Origin of the sequence: Phyllobacterium ifriqiyense, assembly GCF_030817885.1 — a bacterium.
Classification (GTDB): Bacteria; Pseudomonadota; Alphaproteobacteria; order Rhizobiales; family Rhizobiaceae; genus Phyllobacterium; species Phyllobacterium ifriqiyense.
In genome coordinates, this window is the sequence record NZ_JAUSZT010000001.1 from 134,907 (window position 1) to 150,405 (window position 15,499).

Sequence of the window (15,499 nt, forward strand, 5' to 3'; positions counted from 1 at the left end):
CTCATGACGAATAAAGTAGTGGACCGCATTCCCCTCATTCTGGAGGAGTTTACACCGTACAGGCTGAATAAGGCCGCAGAGACGATCAGCAGACGTTTCTCCAGCCAGTACCGTGAACAATATGGCCTAACGCGCCCTGAATGGCGCACATTGGCGACACTTGGCCAATTTGGGGCTCAAACTGCCACTGCTATCGGGCTGCATTCTTCAATGCATAAAACAAAAGTCAGTCGCGCGGTTTTCTCTCTTGAGCAACGCCGTTGGCTGAAGCGTCGCCGGGATGAGGCCGATCGGCGAACCGAACATCTGGAACTCACCGCTGCCGGCCTCAAAGCCTATGAGCATTTGGCCAAGCTCGCTTACGATTTTGAGGCCGACTTGTTTGCCAGACTGGGCGAGCACGGAACGCGCGACTTGAAAGCCGGGCTCACCGCGCTCGAAACATATTACGGGCAATATGCGGCAGTGACTTCGACCGATGATGACTAAAGCGTCGTCAGGTCCACCCCTCGCGTCTCGCGTGACAAAAGCACGCAAATAATGCCGGGAATTACCATCACTGCTGCATAGATAATGACTGCATGCGGCGATCCTGTTGCGTTAAGCAAGAGGGTTGCAATCAAGGGCGCAACAGAGCCACCGACAACCGAGGCGACCTGATAACTGATCGACATGGCTGAGTAGCGAACATGCGTCGGAAACAACTCGGTAAAAAACGGAGCCATGCTTCCAACTATAATCCCGTGGAATGTGAGCGTTAGCAGCGTTGCCATCAATACTGTTTGCGGATCGGCACCATGCGGCAGACTGAAAAGATAAGCGCCCGCAGCCAGGCCGCCCAGTAGGCCGATAAACATCAAGGGCTTGCGTCCAAACAAATCCGACGCATATGCCGCGACCATAATCACGATGACTTCAGCAACAGATCCCCAGAACAGGGCTCCAACGCCAACTGATCGCGCTAAACCAAGAAACTGAACCGTCAGCACCAGGAAGAATGTCGTGAACAGGTAAAACAATGTGTTCTCGGCCGTCTTGACCAGAAAGACCTGTCCCATTGGTTTGCTAAAGTGCTTGAATGCTTCGGAAAAAGGCGCAGCCGGTATCGTCTTTCGCTTTTCGACGAGTTCGATGAAAGCAGGAGATTCTTCGACTCGGCGGCGCATCCAGAAACCCAGAATGACCAGCACGATCGAGAAGAGGAAGGGCAGCCGCCATGCCCAATCGATAAAAGCCTGTTCGCCAAAACGTATCGTGAGGAAGCTTATCGTGGCTGCCGCCAGCACATTGGCAGCAGGACCACCAACCATGGGAAAGCTTGTCCAGAACCCGCGCTGTTTGCCGGGCATCGATTCAGCAACGATCAACAAGGCACCCGTTGCCTCGCCACCCACTGCGACACCTTGCACGATACGCAGCGCAACCAGCAAGACCGGCGCCAGAACGCCAACTGACGCATAGGTCGGCAGAAGACCCATGGCGAAAGTTGCTCCGCCCATCATGGCAAGACTTACAACCAGCGCGTTTTTGCGTCCTATGCGATCCCCAAGAACTCCGAAGATTATGCCACCCAGCGGGCGGGCGATAAAACCTATGGCAAAAGTGCTGAGGCCGAGCAAAACCCCTATCATTGGGTCAGCTGTCGGAAAGAATGCCTTGTCAAAAACCAGCACCGCGCAGGTGGCAAAGATAAAGAAATCGTACCATTCAATAATGGTGCCTACAGAACTGGCAAACAGAAGCCGCGCCCGTTTTCCGAAATTATTTTGGTGCATTCTACCCTCCCGATAGCGTTAAAGCGGGAGGGTTCTAACGGCTCATTTTGTAACCATCAACGCAACTGCATCTGTGAATACACTCATAAAATAAGCCGAAACTTGGCAAATCCCTCGGCACCATCTCCGGCATCCTCGATCTTGACGCTTTTCAGATCGCCAAGGAATTGTTTCGCCTTGGGGCCGCTTTCGAAGGTGACAGTGGTGCCGGGAAGCGCTTTGAATGTCCAATTGGCATCCGCTGACGGATTGATCGTCCCCTCTTCAACGATATAACGCACAATGACATCGCGGTTTGTGTCCGGGGCTACAAAGATCACCTTATCTGCAGCAATCTCGGGGAACTTTCCGCCTCCGCCTGCGCGATAATTATTCGTGACAACAACAAATTTCTGCGCCGGATCAATTGGCTTGCCGTCAAATTGAAGGTTCTCGATACGGTTGGCTTGCGGATTGACCGGCAAGCCATCATTGTCAAACTTGCGTTCCTGCGACAAATCGATTTCATAAGTAACGCCGTCGATAATATCGAAGTTGTAAGACGGAAAGTTCGCATTGAGCAGGGCCGCATCCTTCGATCCTGCCGGTATGTGATTGAACATGCCCGCCGACATTTCCAACCAGTTTTTGACTTGCTCGCCAGTGATTGCCACCGCCTGCACCGTGTTGGGATAAAGATAGAGATCAGCGACATTCTTGATCGCGATATCTCCGGCAGGAACATCGGTATAGTAATCTGCACCACCACGCCCGCCTGCCTTGAATGGGGCGGCGGCTGATAAAACGGGCAGGTCTTTATACTCCGTTTCCTTGAGCATCTGCTTTATGTACCAGGTCTGCGCCTGAGATACGACTTGAACCGAAGGATCATCGGCAACCAAGGCAAAATAGGAATAGAGCGGAGCGGAGGTTTTACCCACCGGGGTGCGAACGTAATTCAGCGTTGCTTCATGTTCTGCTTTGGCTGCGTCAATAACTTCGGCCTTATCGGCAACATCCGCCACAACCTTCTTCGCCTCATCGCGATGGTAAATTGGACGAGCCTCCGCAGTAAAATCAACAATCCGCCAGCGTTGGCCGTCCTTTTCAAGCAGCAGATCGATCAGCCCAAGATGCGAACCCCAGAAACCCGCCATTGCAGCCGGTTTTCCAGACAATGTTCCCTTGATTGGATCAACACCCGCAATACCGTCCCAGCTTTTCGGGCCCGGAAAAACCAGATGCTGGTGCCCGGTAAAAATTGCGTCGATGCCTTCCACGCCCGCGAGGTGGAGTGAGGCATTTTCCATGCGATCGGCGAGAGGTGCCCCATCGATGCCGGAGTGAGATAAAGCAACGATAATATCGGCACCCTCTTCCTTCATCGCGGGCACCCAAGCTTTTGCGGCTTCAACGATATCGCGCGTTTGAGCCTTTCCTTCGAGGTTTTTGACATCCCACAACATGATTTGAGGAGGCACAAAACCGATAAATCCGATCTTTATCGGAGTTTCTGCGCCAGAACCGTCCTTGATAATCTTTTCAATGATGACATAGGGCTTGAAGAAGAGCTCATCCTGCTTGGGATCGCTGGCCAGGTTTCCTTTGGTCAGATTTGCACAGACATAAGGAAAATTCGACCCACCGACCACATTGAACATATAGTCAAGACCGTAATTGAACTCGTGATTGCCGAGCGTCCCCACATCATAGCCCAAGACATTCATGGCTTTGATAACAGGGTGGACATCGCCTTCTTTCATTCCACGCTGATAAGCCATGTAATCTCCCATGGGATTGCCCTGGAGAAAGTCGCCATTGTCGATGAGGAGCGAGTTGGTGGCTTCAGCGCGAATTGTATCCATGATCGTCGCTGTGCGGGCCAGCCCCATCGTGTCGTTTGGCTTATCGGCGTAATAATCATAGGGAAAAACATTCACATGGATGTCGGTCGTTTCCATCAGCCGCAAATGAGCCTGGTTGGATGCCGCGCGCGCGGAAAAAGGATGTAGCAATAAGAGCGCCGATGTTGCGGCCATGCCACTCAAAAGAGAACGGCGCGAAATCGGATGCATGGCAGAAATATCAGACATGGAAAAATTCCTTATAAACTCTATGTGGCCGAATCCAAAAAAGACTAGAATGGTTCAGTGAGAAATGCATCCGTAAAGGATCAACATGAACGTCTGTTGACTGCGCTTTTCGGGCGCAATGCTAGGGAGCCCCACTCTGTTGGAATGCAAAGAAAAACGTAAGCGATACGATAAGTGACCATTTCAGGGCTTGCGCCGCAAACCTCCTTCTGATTCTTTGCCGCCGCTCCGGGATATTTTCAGTTTTGATTCTCACGGACGCGATATTTTGAGATTTAGACCTGTACGCCGATGATAGTGAGCGGCGCGGAACAAGGATTGCACCATGTCGATCAACCTTCAAAAACCGGAAATTTCCGAGATGAAGCCGAATATTACCGTGTTCGGTGTTGGAGGTGGCGGCGGTAATGCGGTCAACAATATGATCCGCGAAAACCTGCAAGGAACGCAATTCATCGTTGCAAACACAGATGCGCAGGCCCTGTCGATGTCCAAGGCGACCAGGCTTATACAGCTGGGCGCGAATGTCACGCAGGGCCTGGGTGCCGGATCGCATCCGGAAATCGGCCGCGCTGCTGCTGAGGAAAGCATCGACGAAATCATGGACCATCTGACAGGAACACATATGTGTTTCGTTACAGCTGGCATGGGCGGCGGCACCGGAACAGGTGCAGCCCCGGTGATTGCACGCGCAGCCCGCTCCGCTGGCATCCTTACCGTTGGCGTCGTCACAAAACCGTTTTCCTTCGAGGGAACCCGCCGCATGCGGATGGCTGAAGAAGGCCTTGAAGCACTGCGCGAGAGCGCCGATACTTTGATCGTCATTCCCAACCAGAACCTTTTCCGCGTCGCCAGCGCCAACACAACATTCGCCGATGCCTTCGCCATCGCTGACCGGGTTCTTTATTCAGGCGTCGCATGCATCACCGATTTGATGGTGCGCGAAGGCCTCATCAATCTGGATTTTGCCGATGTGCGATCCGTGATGAGGGATATGGGCCGGGCCATGATGGGTACCGGCGAAGGCACGGGCCAAGGGCGCGCTCAGGCCGCCGCGGAAGCAGCAATCGCCAATCCGCTGCTTGATGTGGAATCGATGAAGGGTGCCAAAGGCGTTCTCGTTTCCATCTCCGGTGGCCGCGACATGACACTGTTTGAAGTTGACGAAGCCGCCACCCGCATTCGGGAGGAAGTTGACGATCAGGCGAATATCATTCTCGGCGCTACATTTGACGATGCTCTGGAAGGTGTTTTCCGCGTTTCCGTCGTTGCGACTGGTATTGATGGCGTCAACAACTCAACCCACGCATCTGGGGCATTGCTGCAACGCCAAGCCTGACAATCGGCCCATCGCCCGCAACATATATTTATAATTATTATCATCCCGGGGCCAAATCCCGGGATATTTTTTTGCGTATGGAACGGTGAGAAAGTGATGCTCGGTAGAGAGTTGTTAACCTTCATTTTCTATTCCTAGAGCAGCACAAATCCGGTCACCTCATCCCGTTTCGTTCGCAGGCATCATGCATATTTCCAGAACAAATTTCCCAATAAAATCAGATGACTACGAGACAACAGAGGCAAATCAGACACCTCCTGCAAGTGCCCCCGCCCCCAATCCAACCCCGGCTCCGGCCTATGCACCTGTAAACGTTCGCCGTTCGGCGCCGCCTGTCGCGCAAGCCTCTGCGCATCCCATGGAGCGGCTGCAAAGCGCGGGCTATGTGTTGCCGGATGCTGCGACGGCACCAATTTCAAAGCGCATGTTCTCCTTGTCTGAGAATGTCCGTTTCACACGGACACCAGACAGTGAATTGCAAAAGGGCAAAGAGCAGCCAGCTCCAACACCTGTACAGGTTTCCACGGCGCAAAAAGCCGCCCCTGTCGGGTTCAAGGCACCTGTGGCTCCGCCGCGCCCGCCCGTCGTGCAGGCAGCCCCTGCGCAACCAGAACGTTCACCGGTTTTAGCGGGCAAGGTTCCGACCGTCTCCATCGAAGAGAAACACGAAAATACAGTCGCGGCATCGTCCCCGGCCAAAGAGGCAGCCAGCTCGGCTTATGCCTATGTGTCAGACTTCGCATTCTGGGACAGCATGGGCGTGATCGCTGATGTAGCTCCGGTCACCAGCGCTTATGTGCGCCCAAAAAAGATACAATACAGCCCTGATGAGATCACCGCCCGTTTTCGTATCGTGGAGTATAAAAAGGCTCTTGCTGCGGAAGCTATCGACCCGCAGCTTTTGGCCCCTTCTGCGCCCGAAAAGTCAGAAGATCAGCTAAGCGCCGCATTCACCGGGAATGACACGATAGAGACGGTCGTCGAGGCCTCGGTGGAGGAGTCTCCGGCTCCTATCGTCCAACAGCAAGTTGTCGTGCAGCGGCGTGAGATTGCTCCACAGCCAGCACCTGCGCCTGCGCAAACGCTTGCACCGCAAAGACGGCTTGCCATTGTCGGTGGCATCGAGACGCGCATGGCGCCGCCAACCCACGTCGGATACGAGAAGCCGCCGGTCGACTTGTTACAGGAACATACTGCGCAGGATACGATCACCATTTCGCAGGAAACGCTGGAGCAGAATGCTGGTTTGCTTGAGAGTGTCCTGGAAGATTTCGGCATTCGCGGCGAGATCATTCATGTTCGTCCAGGACCGGTGGTCACATTATATGAGTTCGAACCTGCCCCGGGCGTAAAATCTTCGCGCGTCATTGGCCTTGCTGACGATATTGCGCGTTCCATGTCTGCATTGTCAGCACGCGTTGCAGTGGTTCCAGGGCGCAATGTTATTGGTATTGAACTGCCCAACACGACACGCGAGACCGTGTTCCTGCGGGAAATGATCGAATCTGACAGCTTCGACAAGACAAAGTTCAAACTGGCGCTCTGCCTTGGAAAGACCATCGGCGGCGAACCGGTGATCGCTGAGCTCGCCAAGATGCCCCATCTTCTGGTGGCTGGTACCACGGGTTCTGGTAAATCCGTTGCGATAAATACGATGATCCTGTCCCTGCTCTACCGGCTCACCCCCGACGAGTGCCGCTTGATCATGGTCGATCCGAAGATGCTGGAACTGTCGATCTATGATGGCATTCCGCATCTGCTTACCCCTGTTGTTACCGATCCCAAGAAAGCCGTCATGGCATTGAAATGGGCGGTTCGCGAAATGGAAGATCGATATCGCAAAATGTCGAAACTCGGCGTCCGCAATATTGATGGTTTCAATGCTCGCGTTGCCAGCGCCCGGGAAAAAGGCGAAACCGTGATGTGCACGGTTCAAACGGGCTTCGATAAGGGCACGGGCACACCTGAATATGAACAGGAAGAAATGGATCTGACGGCAATGCCGTACATTGTCATCATCGTCGACGAGATGGCCGACCTGATGATGGTGGCCGGCAAGGATATCGAAGGCGCGATACAGCGTTTGGCGCAAATGGCACGTGCGGCTGGCATTCACCTGATCATGGCAACGCAGCGTCCTTCCGTCGACGTCATTACCGGCACCATCAAGGCCAACTTCCCGACGCGTATTTCGTTTCAAGTAACATCGAAAATCGACAGCCGCACCATTTTGGGCGAGCAGGGTGCCGAACAGCTCTTGGGCCAAGGCGACATGCTGCATATGATCGGCGGCGGCCGGATCGCCCGCGTTCACGGCCCCTTCGTCTCTGATGAAGAAGTGGAACAGATCGTTACACACCTGAAGGCGCAAGGTCAGCCGGATTATCTCGATACGGTCACTGCCGACGAGGCCGAGGAAGAAGAAGTCGAAAACGAGGACAGCGCAGTTTTCGACAAAGGCAATATGGCTTCCGAAGACGGAAACGAGCTTTATGATCAAGCGGTAAAAATCATGTTGCGCGATAAAAAATGCTCAACATCCTATATCCAGCGCCGCCTTCAAATTGGCTATAACCGCGCCGCTTCCCTTGTGGAGCGCATGGAAAAAGAAGGACTGGTTGGGCCAGCAAATCATGTCGGCAAGCGTGAAATCCTGAACGAGAATAACTGATCAGGCATGAATGTGGTGCGTGCTTTGACACCCACCACCCATTTGCCGATGGGCACCCCACCACTATTCATCCGGATAACTCAGGCTCTGCAACTCCCGCGCATCCACGCCTTCGATGCGGCGTAACACGGCGCGTGCCAGTTCCCGCCCGGCGTGGCGAACATCTTCGTTAAACACGATTATTTCCGGTCGGAACCATTTCAGCACGTCGCTCGATTGTTTCGATACGAGATCAACATCCCTGCCAATTTTGAGGCCAGCCGCTTCAATTCCTGCAACCAAAGCAATGGCTGCGCTCCCGCTACAACAGACAATTCCATCCGGGCGATTTTGGCCGGACATTATTTCTTCCGTTCGATCACGAATGCGCCCAAGCGATGTGTCCACGTCAATATCAGGAACCAGAATAGCCTGCGCACCGCCCTCCTCGATTGCCCGGGAGAACCCCCGCTCCAGATGCCTATGGTAGGTTACCGCAGAGGTGGGGCCGGCCATCATCGCAATTTTCTTGCGTCCTTTGATCAGCAGGCTTCTCGCGGATTTATAGGCAAATGCTTCATTGTCGAAATCATGGAATGGATGCTCGATCCCCATTTCTGTCCGCCCATGGGTAGCAAATGGGATGCCGTGCTCGGTAAGATAACGTACGCGCGCATCGTCAGGCTCCGTACGTGACATGATAATGCCATCGGCAGAACCTGTTTCCACGATGTAGCGAATGGGCTGCATGGGATCATTTTCAGCCGAATAGGGCGTAACGGTCAGATGATACGGCGTCTGCGATAATATCTCGGAAATGCCATAGACCATGTTTGACGTCAGGCCCATAATTTCCGACTGCGCATTGAGCACAAGACTAATAACATTCGTCTTGCCGGTTCGCAGCCTTACGCCAGCACGGTTGGGCCGGTAGCCAATCTGTTTTGCGATGAGTTGCACGCGGTTTTTGGTTGCGCGGCCAATTTCTGGCGCGTCTTTCAATGCGCGAGAAACAGTTGTCACACCCAGCCCAGCCATGAAGGCTATCGTCTTTAAAGTTGGACGCTCTCCTTCGGGAAGCTCCACTGCTTCGCTGCTCAAACCACGTCTCAAATCTTTTGCGTTCATATCTTGCTGGCCCGTCAAGGCCATCCTTCACCATGCAGCGCTTCTGTATCGTTTCAGAAACATTACGTTTCCTTGTTGCTGCAGTATAGCTCCCTGACATTCTATTGCACAACTTAAACTGGTGTAAGCGTGCGTTGCAACGACAAAAACTTGCATGAAAAATGAGAAAACCCTCTAAAATTGCTTGGTTTTCAACACAGAGACGCCTGCACAAGAAAAATAAACGCGGGGAATTGCGCCCACGCAAAGTTTAGTCTAGCCTACCTGTAACGTTTCAGATTTGGGAGGAAAAGATGCGTTACAGTACAACTCTTGCCGTATTAGCCACTTCAACATTCCTGCTTACGATCAATAATACCAAAGCCGCAGACCTTGAGGTCACCCATTGGTGGACCGCAGGCGGTGAAGCCGCTGCCGCAAAGGTGCTTGCGGAATCCTTCAATAAGCTGGGCGGTGATAAATGGGTCGATGGAGCCATTGCCGGAAGCGGCAGCACAGCCACCCCGATCATTGTCAGCCGCATTCTTGGCGGCAATCCAATGGGTGCGACGCAGCTCAATACGGGCCGGGACGCCGAAGACCTCGTAAAAGCCGGGCTTATGACCGACCTTACCGAGATTGCTACCAAGGAAGGTTGGGCAGATTTTATCCGGCCATCAAAACTCTTCGATGCCTGCAAATATGAGGGCAAGATTTACTGCGTCCCCGTCAATATTCATACGGAACAATGGATGTGGGTAAATCCGGCTGCGTTCAAAGCGGGCGGCGTATCCGTCCCGGCCAATTGGCAAGAGTTTGTTGCGGCTGGGCCAAAACTCAAAGAAAAAGACATCATTCCCTTGGCGACCGGCGATGCATGGCAGGTCAACCTCATTTTCAACGATATGGTTTCTTCCATCGGCGGCAAGGAGCTTTTTCTCAAAGTATATCGTGACAAGGATGCCGTGGCAGCGGCCAGCCCGGAAATGAAGGCGGTTTTTGAGGCCTATGCCCAAGCCCGTGAGTTAGCCGACCCCGGCTATGTCGGACGTTCCTGGAATGAGGCTACAAGTCTCGTCATAAGCGGGAAAGCCAGCGCTCAGATTATGGGCGATTGGGCGCAAGGCGAATTTGGCGTCGCTGGAAAGGTAGCCGGTACAGATTATGATTGCCTGCTTGGCCTCGGTAATAATCCTGTCCTCAATACTGGCGGTGACGCTTTCTACTTCCCGAAGAATGAAAACCCGGAAGTGACCAAAGCGCAGCTTAAGCTCGCCAGCATGATGGTTTCCAAGCAAACGCAGGTGGCATTCAATCTTGCCAAGGGATCGCTTCCGATCCGCGGCGATGTCGATCTGGCCGCAGCAAATGCCTGCATGAAGAAAGGCGTCGAGGTTCTCAACAAACTCGACAATGTAGTGCCATCTGTCAATCAGCTGCTTTCGCCAGACACAAAGCTGGAAGTTGAAGACCTGTCCAAAGAGTTCTTTGCCGATGCCAGCATGACAGTCGAGGACGCGCAGGCCCGCTTCGTGAGCATCATCGAACAGGCCCAATAGTCATTCCCGCCCAAACTGCCATTTGCTCAAAACAAATGGCAGTGAGCGGCCCGGCCTGACGGAGAAAATAATGAGTCACGCAGCGCGCCCCAACACTCTTTTCAAGAACTTGAATGCCAAGGTCGCAGCCGTGCCAATGATTGCGACGGTTCTTATTGTCTTCATTGGTTGCACTTTGTGGACGGTCGTGCTGTCGTTCACGTCCTCGCGATCTCTTCCCGAGCTCACATTCGTTGGATTTGATCAGTATACGCGGCTCTTCAACACGCCTCGCTGGAATGTTTCGGCTATAAACCTCGGCATATTTGGCGTGTTTACCCTCGTGTTCTCGACTGTGATCGGCTTCATTCTTGCTGCCCTCATGGATCAGAAAATCCGCTTTGAGGGGGCCTTTCGAACTGTTTTCCTTTATCCCTACGCCCTGTCATTCATTGTCACGGGCCTTGTCTGGCAGTGGATTCTCACACCCACATTCGGCATACAGCGCGTGGTTCGCGATCTGGGATTTGAAACCTTCACTTTCTCAATTCTCAATGATCAGCGCTTTGCCATCTACGCCGTCGTTATTGCCGGTCTCTGGCATGGTACGGGCCTCGTTATGGCGCTTATGCTGGCGGGTCTGCGAGGGATTGACGAGGATATCTGGAAAGCCTCACGCGTGGACGGCATCCCCATCTGGAAGACATATCTTTTCATTGTCATTCCCATGATGCGTCCTGTTTTCATCACCACCATAGTGTTGGTCTCAACCGGAATTGTACGCGTCTATGATCTCGTCGTCGCTCTGACAGGCGGGGGACCCGGCAACGCCAGTGAGGTGCCGGCCAAATATGTCTACGAGTTCATGTTCCGGCGCGCCAATCTCGGACAGGGTCTGGCTGCCTCTACGATCATGCTGACCACCGTTCTCATCATCATCATTCCCTGGGCTCTGATGGAATATCGCGGAGGAAAACGCAAATGACCGCGATCAATACCATATCTACCGAACCGCACGGCAGGCGGCCGACACGAACATTCACTCCAGCGAAGATCATGATCTACGGAGTCCTGGCGGTCGCCGCGCTGTATTACGTGCTGCCGCTCTACGTAATGATCGTCACTTCGCTGAAAGGCATGCCCGAAATTCGGCTTGGCAATATTTTCTCGCCGCCCGTTGAAATCACGTTCCAGCCCTGGAGCACAGCATGGACGAGCGCCTGCACCGGCCTCTACTGCGAAGGTCTGAAAGTCGGGTTCTGGAATTCGGTCCAGATCCTTATCCCGAGCGTGATCATTTCAATTCTGATTGCGTCCGTAAACGGCTATGCGCTGGCGAATTGGCGTTTCAAAGGGTCTGAAATATTCTTCAGCGTCCTGCTCTTCGGGGCCTTCATACCCTATCAGGTAATGCTCTATCCGCTCGTTATTATTACGCGTGAGCTGCGAATCTTCGGGACATTGACCGGCATCATCGTGATCCACACCATTTTCGGCATGCCGATTCTAACGCTCCTATTCCGCAATTACTTCGCTTCTCTCCCCACCGAACTGTTCAAGGCCGCACGTGTCGACGGCGCCGGTTTCTGGCGTATTTTCTTCCAGATCATGGTGCCGCTCTCAGCTCCGATTTTCATTGTTGCGGTCATCATACAGGTCACCGGTATCTGGAATGACTTCCTCCTCGGAGTCATTTTTGCAGGCTCCAAGAACATTCCCATGACCGTGCAGCTGAACAACATCGTCAACTCGACGCAGGGCGTGAAGGAATACAACGTCAACATGGCGGCCACCATTTTGACCGGCGCCGTTCCGCTCCTGGTCTACTTTTTCTCAGGCAAATACTTCGTCAGGGGCATAGCCGCTGGCGCTGTTAAAGGGTGATTACCGTGCACAGTGTTTCAATCAAGGATCTGTCTGTCAGCTTCGGCTCGGTCAATGTTCTGAAGGACCTCAATATTGAGGTGGCCGATGGCGAATTCCTCGTATTGCTCGGCCCGTCCGGATGCGGAAAATCAACCCTGCTCAATTGCATTGCGGGTTTGCTCGATATCTCGGAAGGGCAAATATTCATTAAAGGCAAGAACGTAACGTGGGAGGAGCCGAGAGGACCGTGGCATCGGCATGGTGTTTCAGTCCTATGCGCTTTATCCCCAAATGACTGTCGAGAAAAATCTTTCCTTCGGTTTGCGTGTCGCCGGGCTGCCAAAGGCCCAAATCCAGCAGCGCATCGCCAATGCAGCCGATATTTTGCAATTGGAACCACTATTGCAACGAAAGCCTGCCGCCCTTTCCGGCGGGCAGCGCCAACGCGTAGCCATAGGACGTGCGCTTGTACGCGATGTCGATGTGTTCCTGTTCGATGAGCCGCTCTCCAATCTTGACGCCAAGCTGCGCTCCGAGCTGCGTGTGGAGATCAAACGCCTGCACCACAAGCTTGCCAACACGATGATCTATGTAACCCATGATCAGATCGAGGCATTGACCCTTGCCGATCGCATTGCGGTCATGAAAGGCGGATTGATCCAGCAGCTCGATGAGCCGCTGACCATCTACAACAAGCCGCGCAATCTCTTTGTTGCAAGTTTCATCGGTTCGCCTGCGATGAACTTTCTAAGAGGTAAAATTACCGGGGCGAACCAAGATAAAGCCTTCACGGCAGCCGATCTCACAGTCTCGCTGGCCACATACGATGCGCAGGAACCGCTGACAAATGAGCGGGACGTTATTTTTGGTTTCCGGCCAGAGCATATCACGATCAATGACAAACCCGGCCCGGCAGGATTGTCCTGTGAAGCGACGGTTGATCTCGACGAACCAATGGGGGCCGACAGCTTAGTTTGGCTGACAGTTGCCGGCAAGCCGATATCCGTGCGCGTTGATTCCAGCCGGCGCTATCTGCCGGGCGAAAAGGTCCACCTCAACTTCAATCCCGCTATGGCTTCGCTGTTCGATGCCACGACCGAAAACCGTGTCTAGGGCCCTGACCCTAATCCCAAGACGACATAAATTACGGAGAATATAATGACCGATTTTTCTTACCAGCTCTACAGTTCCCGCGAGTTTCCGCCACTTGAAAAGACGTTGGAAATGTTGAAGCGCCTTGGGTATGCGCAGGTTGAAGGCTATGGTGGCGTCTATACCGACGTGGAGGCTACCAAGGCGGCGCTGGATGCAAATGGCCTCTCAATGCCAACCGGACATTTCAGCATTGATTTGCTTGAAAGCGATCCGCAACAGGTGATCGACATCGCTGAGACGCTTGGCATCAAAGCGATCTATTGTCCGTATCTGGCTGTAGAACAGCGACCTGTGGATGCTGCCGGCTGGTCGGCGTTCGGGCAGCGGCTTGAAGCCGCCCATAGTGTTTATAGCAAGGCTGGCTTTACCTTCGGTTGGCACAATCACGATTTCGAATTCGTTGCCCTTGCTGATGGCTCCATTCCCCAGAAGCTGATCTTTGATGCTGCGCCGAGCATAGGCTGGGAGGCAGATATCGCCTGGATCATACGTGGCGGCGGTGATCCCTTTGAATGGATCAAGAATTATGGCTCTCGCATCGGTGCCGTGCATGTCAAGGACATCGCACCAGCCGGAGAAAATACAAGCGAGGATGGCTGGTCCGATGTCGGCCACGGGACTGTTGACTGGAAAGCTTTGATAGCCGCGTTGAAGGCAACGCCCGTCAAATATTTCGTGATGGAACACGACAAGCCGGCGGATGATGAGCGATTTGCCCGTCGGTCTATCGCCACTGTTAAAGCACTTTAAAGTTTAGGCACCAGGAAGAAAGACCAAGAAAATGGCCAAAACACTAGGCGTCGGCATTATCGGTTCGGGGAATATTTCTGCGGCATATCTCAAATTGGCCCCCCTGTTCAAAGGCATCGAAATTCGCGCTGTTGCCGACATCAACGAAGCAGCAGCAACGGCCCGGGCTTCCGAATTTGGCGTCGAGGCACGGAGCATCGATGGATTGCTTGAAAGCGAAGATATTGATCTCGTCGTAAACCTGACCATTCCCGACGCGCATTTTGACGTATCCAAGCAAATATTGTCGGCAGGCAAGCATCTCTATTCAGAGAAACCTTTGACGCTTTCATTGAACGACGGATTGGAGCTTCAAAAACTTGCCGCCAGGAAAAACCTCAAAGCCGGGTGCGCTCCCGATACGTTTCTCGGCGGCGCGCATCAGCTTGCGCGTAAACTGGTGGACGACGGACAAGTGGGCACGATAACTTCCGGGACGGCCCATGTCATGAGTCATGGAATGGAGCATTGGCATCCAAACCCCGACTTTTTCTTCCGCCCGGGTGGCGGGCCGATTCTCGATCTGGGTCCATACTACATCGCCAACCTCATCAATCTTATAGGACCGGTACGTCGTGTTGCTGCACTCACGTCAATGGCCAGTCCGACGCGCACGATCTCAAGCGCACCGCGCGCTGGCGAAAAAATCGACGTAACAACACCGACGACAATTCAGGCATTGCTTGAATTCGAAAGCGGCGCATCCATTACCTTGTCGGCAAGCTGGGATGTTTGGGCGCATAACCACCCCAATATGGAACTTTATGGCACGGATGGGTCGTTGTTCCTCCCAGATCCGAACTTCTTCGGCGGCGAGGTAAAACTTGCAAAGCCGGGCAAGAAAGCCAAGGCGGTCAAGGCTTGGGCTCATCCTCTGGGTACGCCCAATCAGAAACACTCCCAAGGAATGATGGCGAATTATCGCACCGCAGGTCTTGCCGATATGGCCGTGGCAATCCTCGAAGACCGGGACATCCGCTGTTCGCTGGAGCGCGCACTGCATGGTGTCGACGTCATGGTTTCGATCCTCAGATCGGGTGAGGAAAAGAAATTTATCGATATCAAAACAAGCTGTTCGCGTCCTGAAGCATTGGGCATCAAGGAAGCCAAATCGCTGTTGAAAAAGCAATAAACCATCGCTCCCAAGCGATTGCGGTCATGGTCGGGCGCCACTATGTTGGTCGCCCGATCATGATTTTATGGATACA

General features: G+C 53.4%; 10 protein-coding genes and 2 pseudogenes. 9 read left to right on the forward strand and 3 right to left on the reverse strand.

The window, feature by feature from the left end; translation table 11 throughout:
- Positions 1 to 3 precede the first annotated feature (3 nt).
- Complete coding sequence (locus tag QFZ34_RS00620) at positions 4 to 489, forward strand: MarR family winged helix-turn-helix transcriptional regulator (protein WP_115053398.1); 486 nt, start codon at positions 4 to 6, stop codon at positions 487 to 489.
- Here QFZ34_RS00620 and QFZ34_RS00625 read toward each other — a convergent pair.
- Positions 486 to 1,775 (reverse strand): MFS transporter, encoded by a 1,290-nt coding sequence (locus QFZ34_RS00625; RefSeq protein ID WP_115053397.1) that lies wholly within the window; start codon positions 1,773 to 1,775, stop codon positions 486 to 488. The two genes, QFZ34_RS00620 and QFZ34_RS00625, sit on opposite strands and share 4 nt — an antisense overlap.
- Before the next feature lie 83 nt (positions 1,776 to 1,858).
- Entirely contained in the window at positions 1,859 to 3,847 is a 1,989-nt protein-coding gene (locus QFZ34_RS00630; RefSeq protein ID WP_307275497.1) for a bifunctional 2',3'-cyclic-nucleotide 2'-phosphodiesterase/3'-nucleotidase, read from the reverse strand.
- A gap of 325 nt (positions 3,848 to 4,172) precedes the next feature.
- On the opposite strand from QFZ34_RS00630, the pseudogene ftsZ reads away from it, so the two are divergent.
- Positions 4,173 to 5,138 (forward strand): annotated as a pseudogene (gene ftsZ, locus QFZ34_RS00635) (cell division protein FtsZ); the annotation flags it as partial.
- A gap of 406 nt (positions 5,139 to 5,544) precedes the next feature.
- Positions 5,545 to 7,857 (forward strand): DNA translocase FtsK, encoded by a 2,313-nt coding sequence (locus QFZ34_RS00640; protein ID WP_307275964.1) that lies wholly within the window; start codon positions 5,545 to 5,547, stop codon positions 7,855 to 7,857.
- A 63-nt stretch (positions 7,858 to 7,920) separates the two neighbouring features.
- Here the strand turns inward: QFZ34_RS00640 and QFZ34_RS00645 are convergent, their stop codons facing one another.
- Positions 7,921 to 8,964, reverse strand: a complete 1,044-nt coding sequence (locus tag QFZ34_RS00645) for a LacI family transcriptional regulator (RefSeq protein WP_307275499.1) — start codon at positions 8,962 to 8,964, stop codon at positions 7,921 to 7,923.
- Between the two features lie 293 nt (positions 8,965 to 9,257).
- On the opposite strand from QFZ34_RS00645, the gene QFZ34_RS00650 reads away from it, so the two are divergent.
- The 6 genes and pseudogenes from QFZ34_RS00650 to QFZ34_RS00675 all read left to right on the forward strand — a co-directional run bounded on the left by QFZ34_RS00650 (position 9,258) and on the right by QFZ34_RS00675 (position 15,423).
- A complete protein-coding gene (locus QFZ34_RS00650; RefSeq protein ID WP_307275501.1) occupies positions 9,258 to 10,502 on the forward strand; it encodes an ABC transporter substrate-binding protein in 1,245 nt (414 codons plus the stop codon).
- A 70-nt stretch (positions 10,503 to 10,572) separates the two neighbouring features.
- Entirely contained in the window at positions 10,573 to 11,466 is an 894-nt protein-coding gene (locus QFZ34_RS00655; protein WP_307275504.1) for a carbohydrate ABC transporter permease, read from the forward strand.
- Complete coding sequence (locus QFZ34_RS00660; protein ID WP_115053392.1) at positions 11,463 to 12,365, forward strand: carbohydrate ABC transporter permease; 903 nt, start codon at positions 11,463 to 11,465, stop codon at positions 12,363 to 12,365. The genes QFZ34_RS00655 and QFZ34_RS00660 overlap by 4 nt, the downstream gene beginning before the upstream one ends.
- Positions 12,362 to 13,460: pseudogene (locus QFZ34_RS00665) on the forward strand (ABC transporter ATP-binding protein). Before QFZ34_RS00660 ends, QFZ34_RS00665 begins: the two are co-directional and overlap by 4 nt.
- Before the next feature lie 45 nt (positions 13,461 to 13,505).
- Positions 13,506 to 14,252, forward strand: a complete 747-nt coding sequence (locus QFZ34_RS00670) for a sugar phosphate isomerase/epimerase family protein (protein WP_307275507.1) — start codon at positions 13,506 to 13,508, stop codon at positions 14,250 to 14,252.
- Between the two features lie 31 nt (positions 14,253 to 14,283).
- Positions 14,284 to 15,423, forward strand: a complete 1,140-nt coding sequence (locus QFZ34_RS00675) for a Gfo/Idh/MocA family protein (RefSeq protein WP_307275510.1) — start codon at positions 14,284 to 14,286, stop codon at positions 15,421 to 15,423.
- Positions 15,424 to 15,499 lie beyond the last annotated feature (76 nt).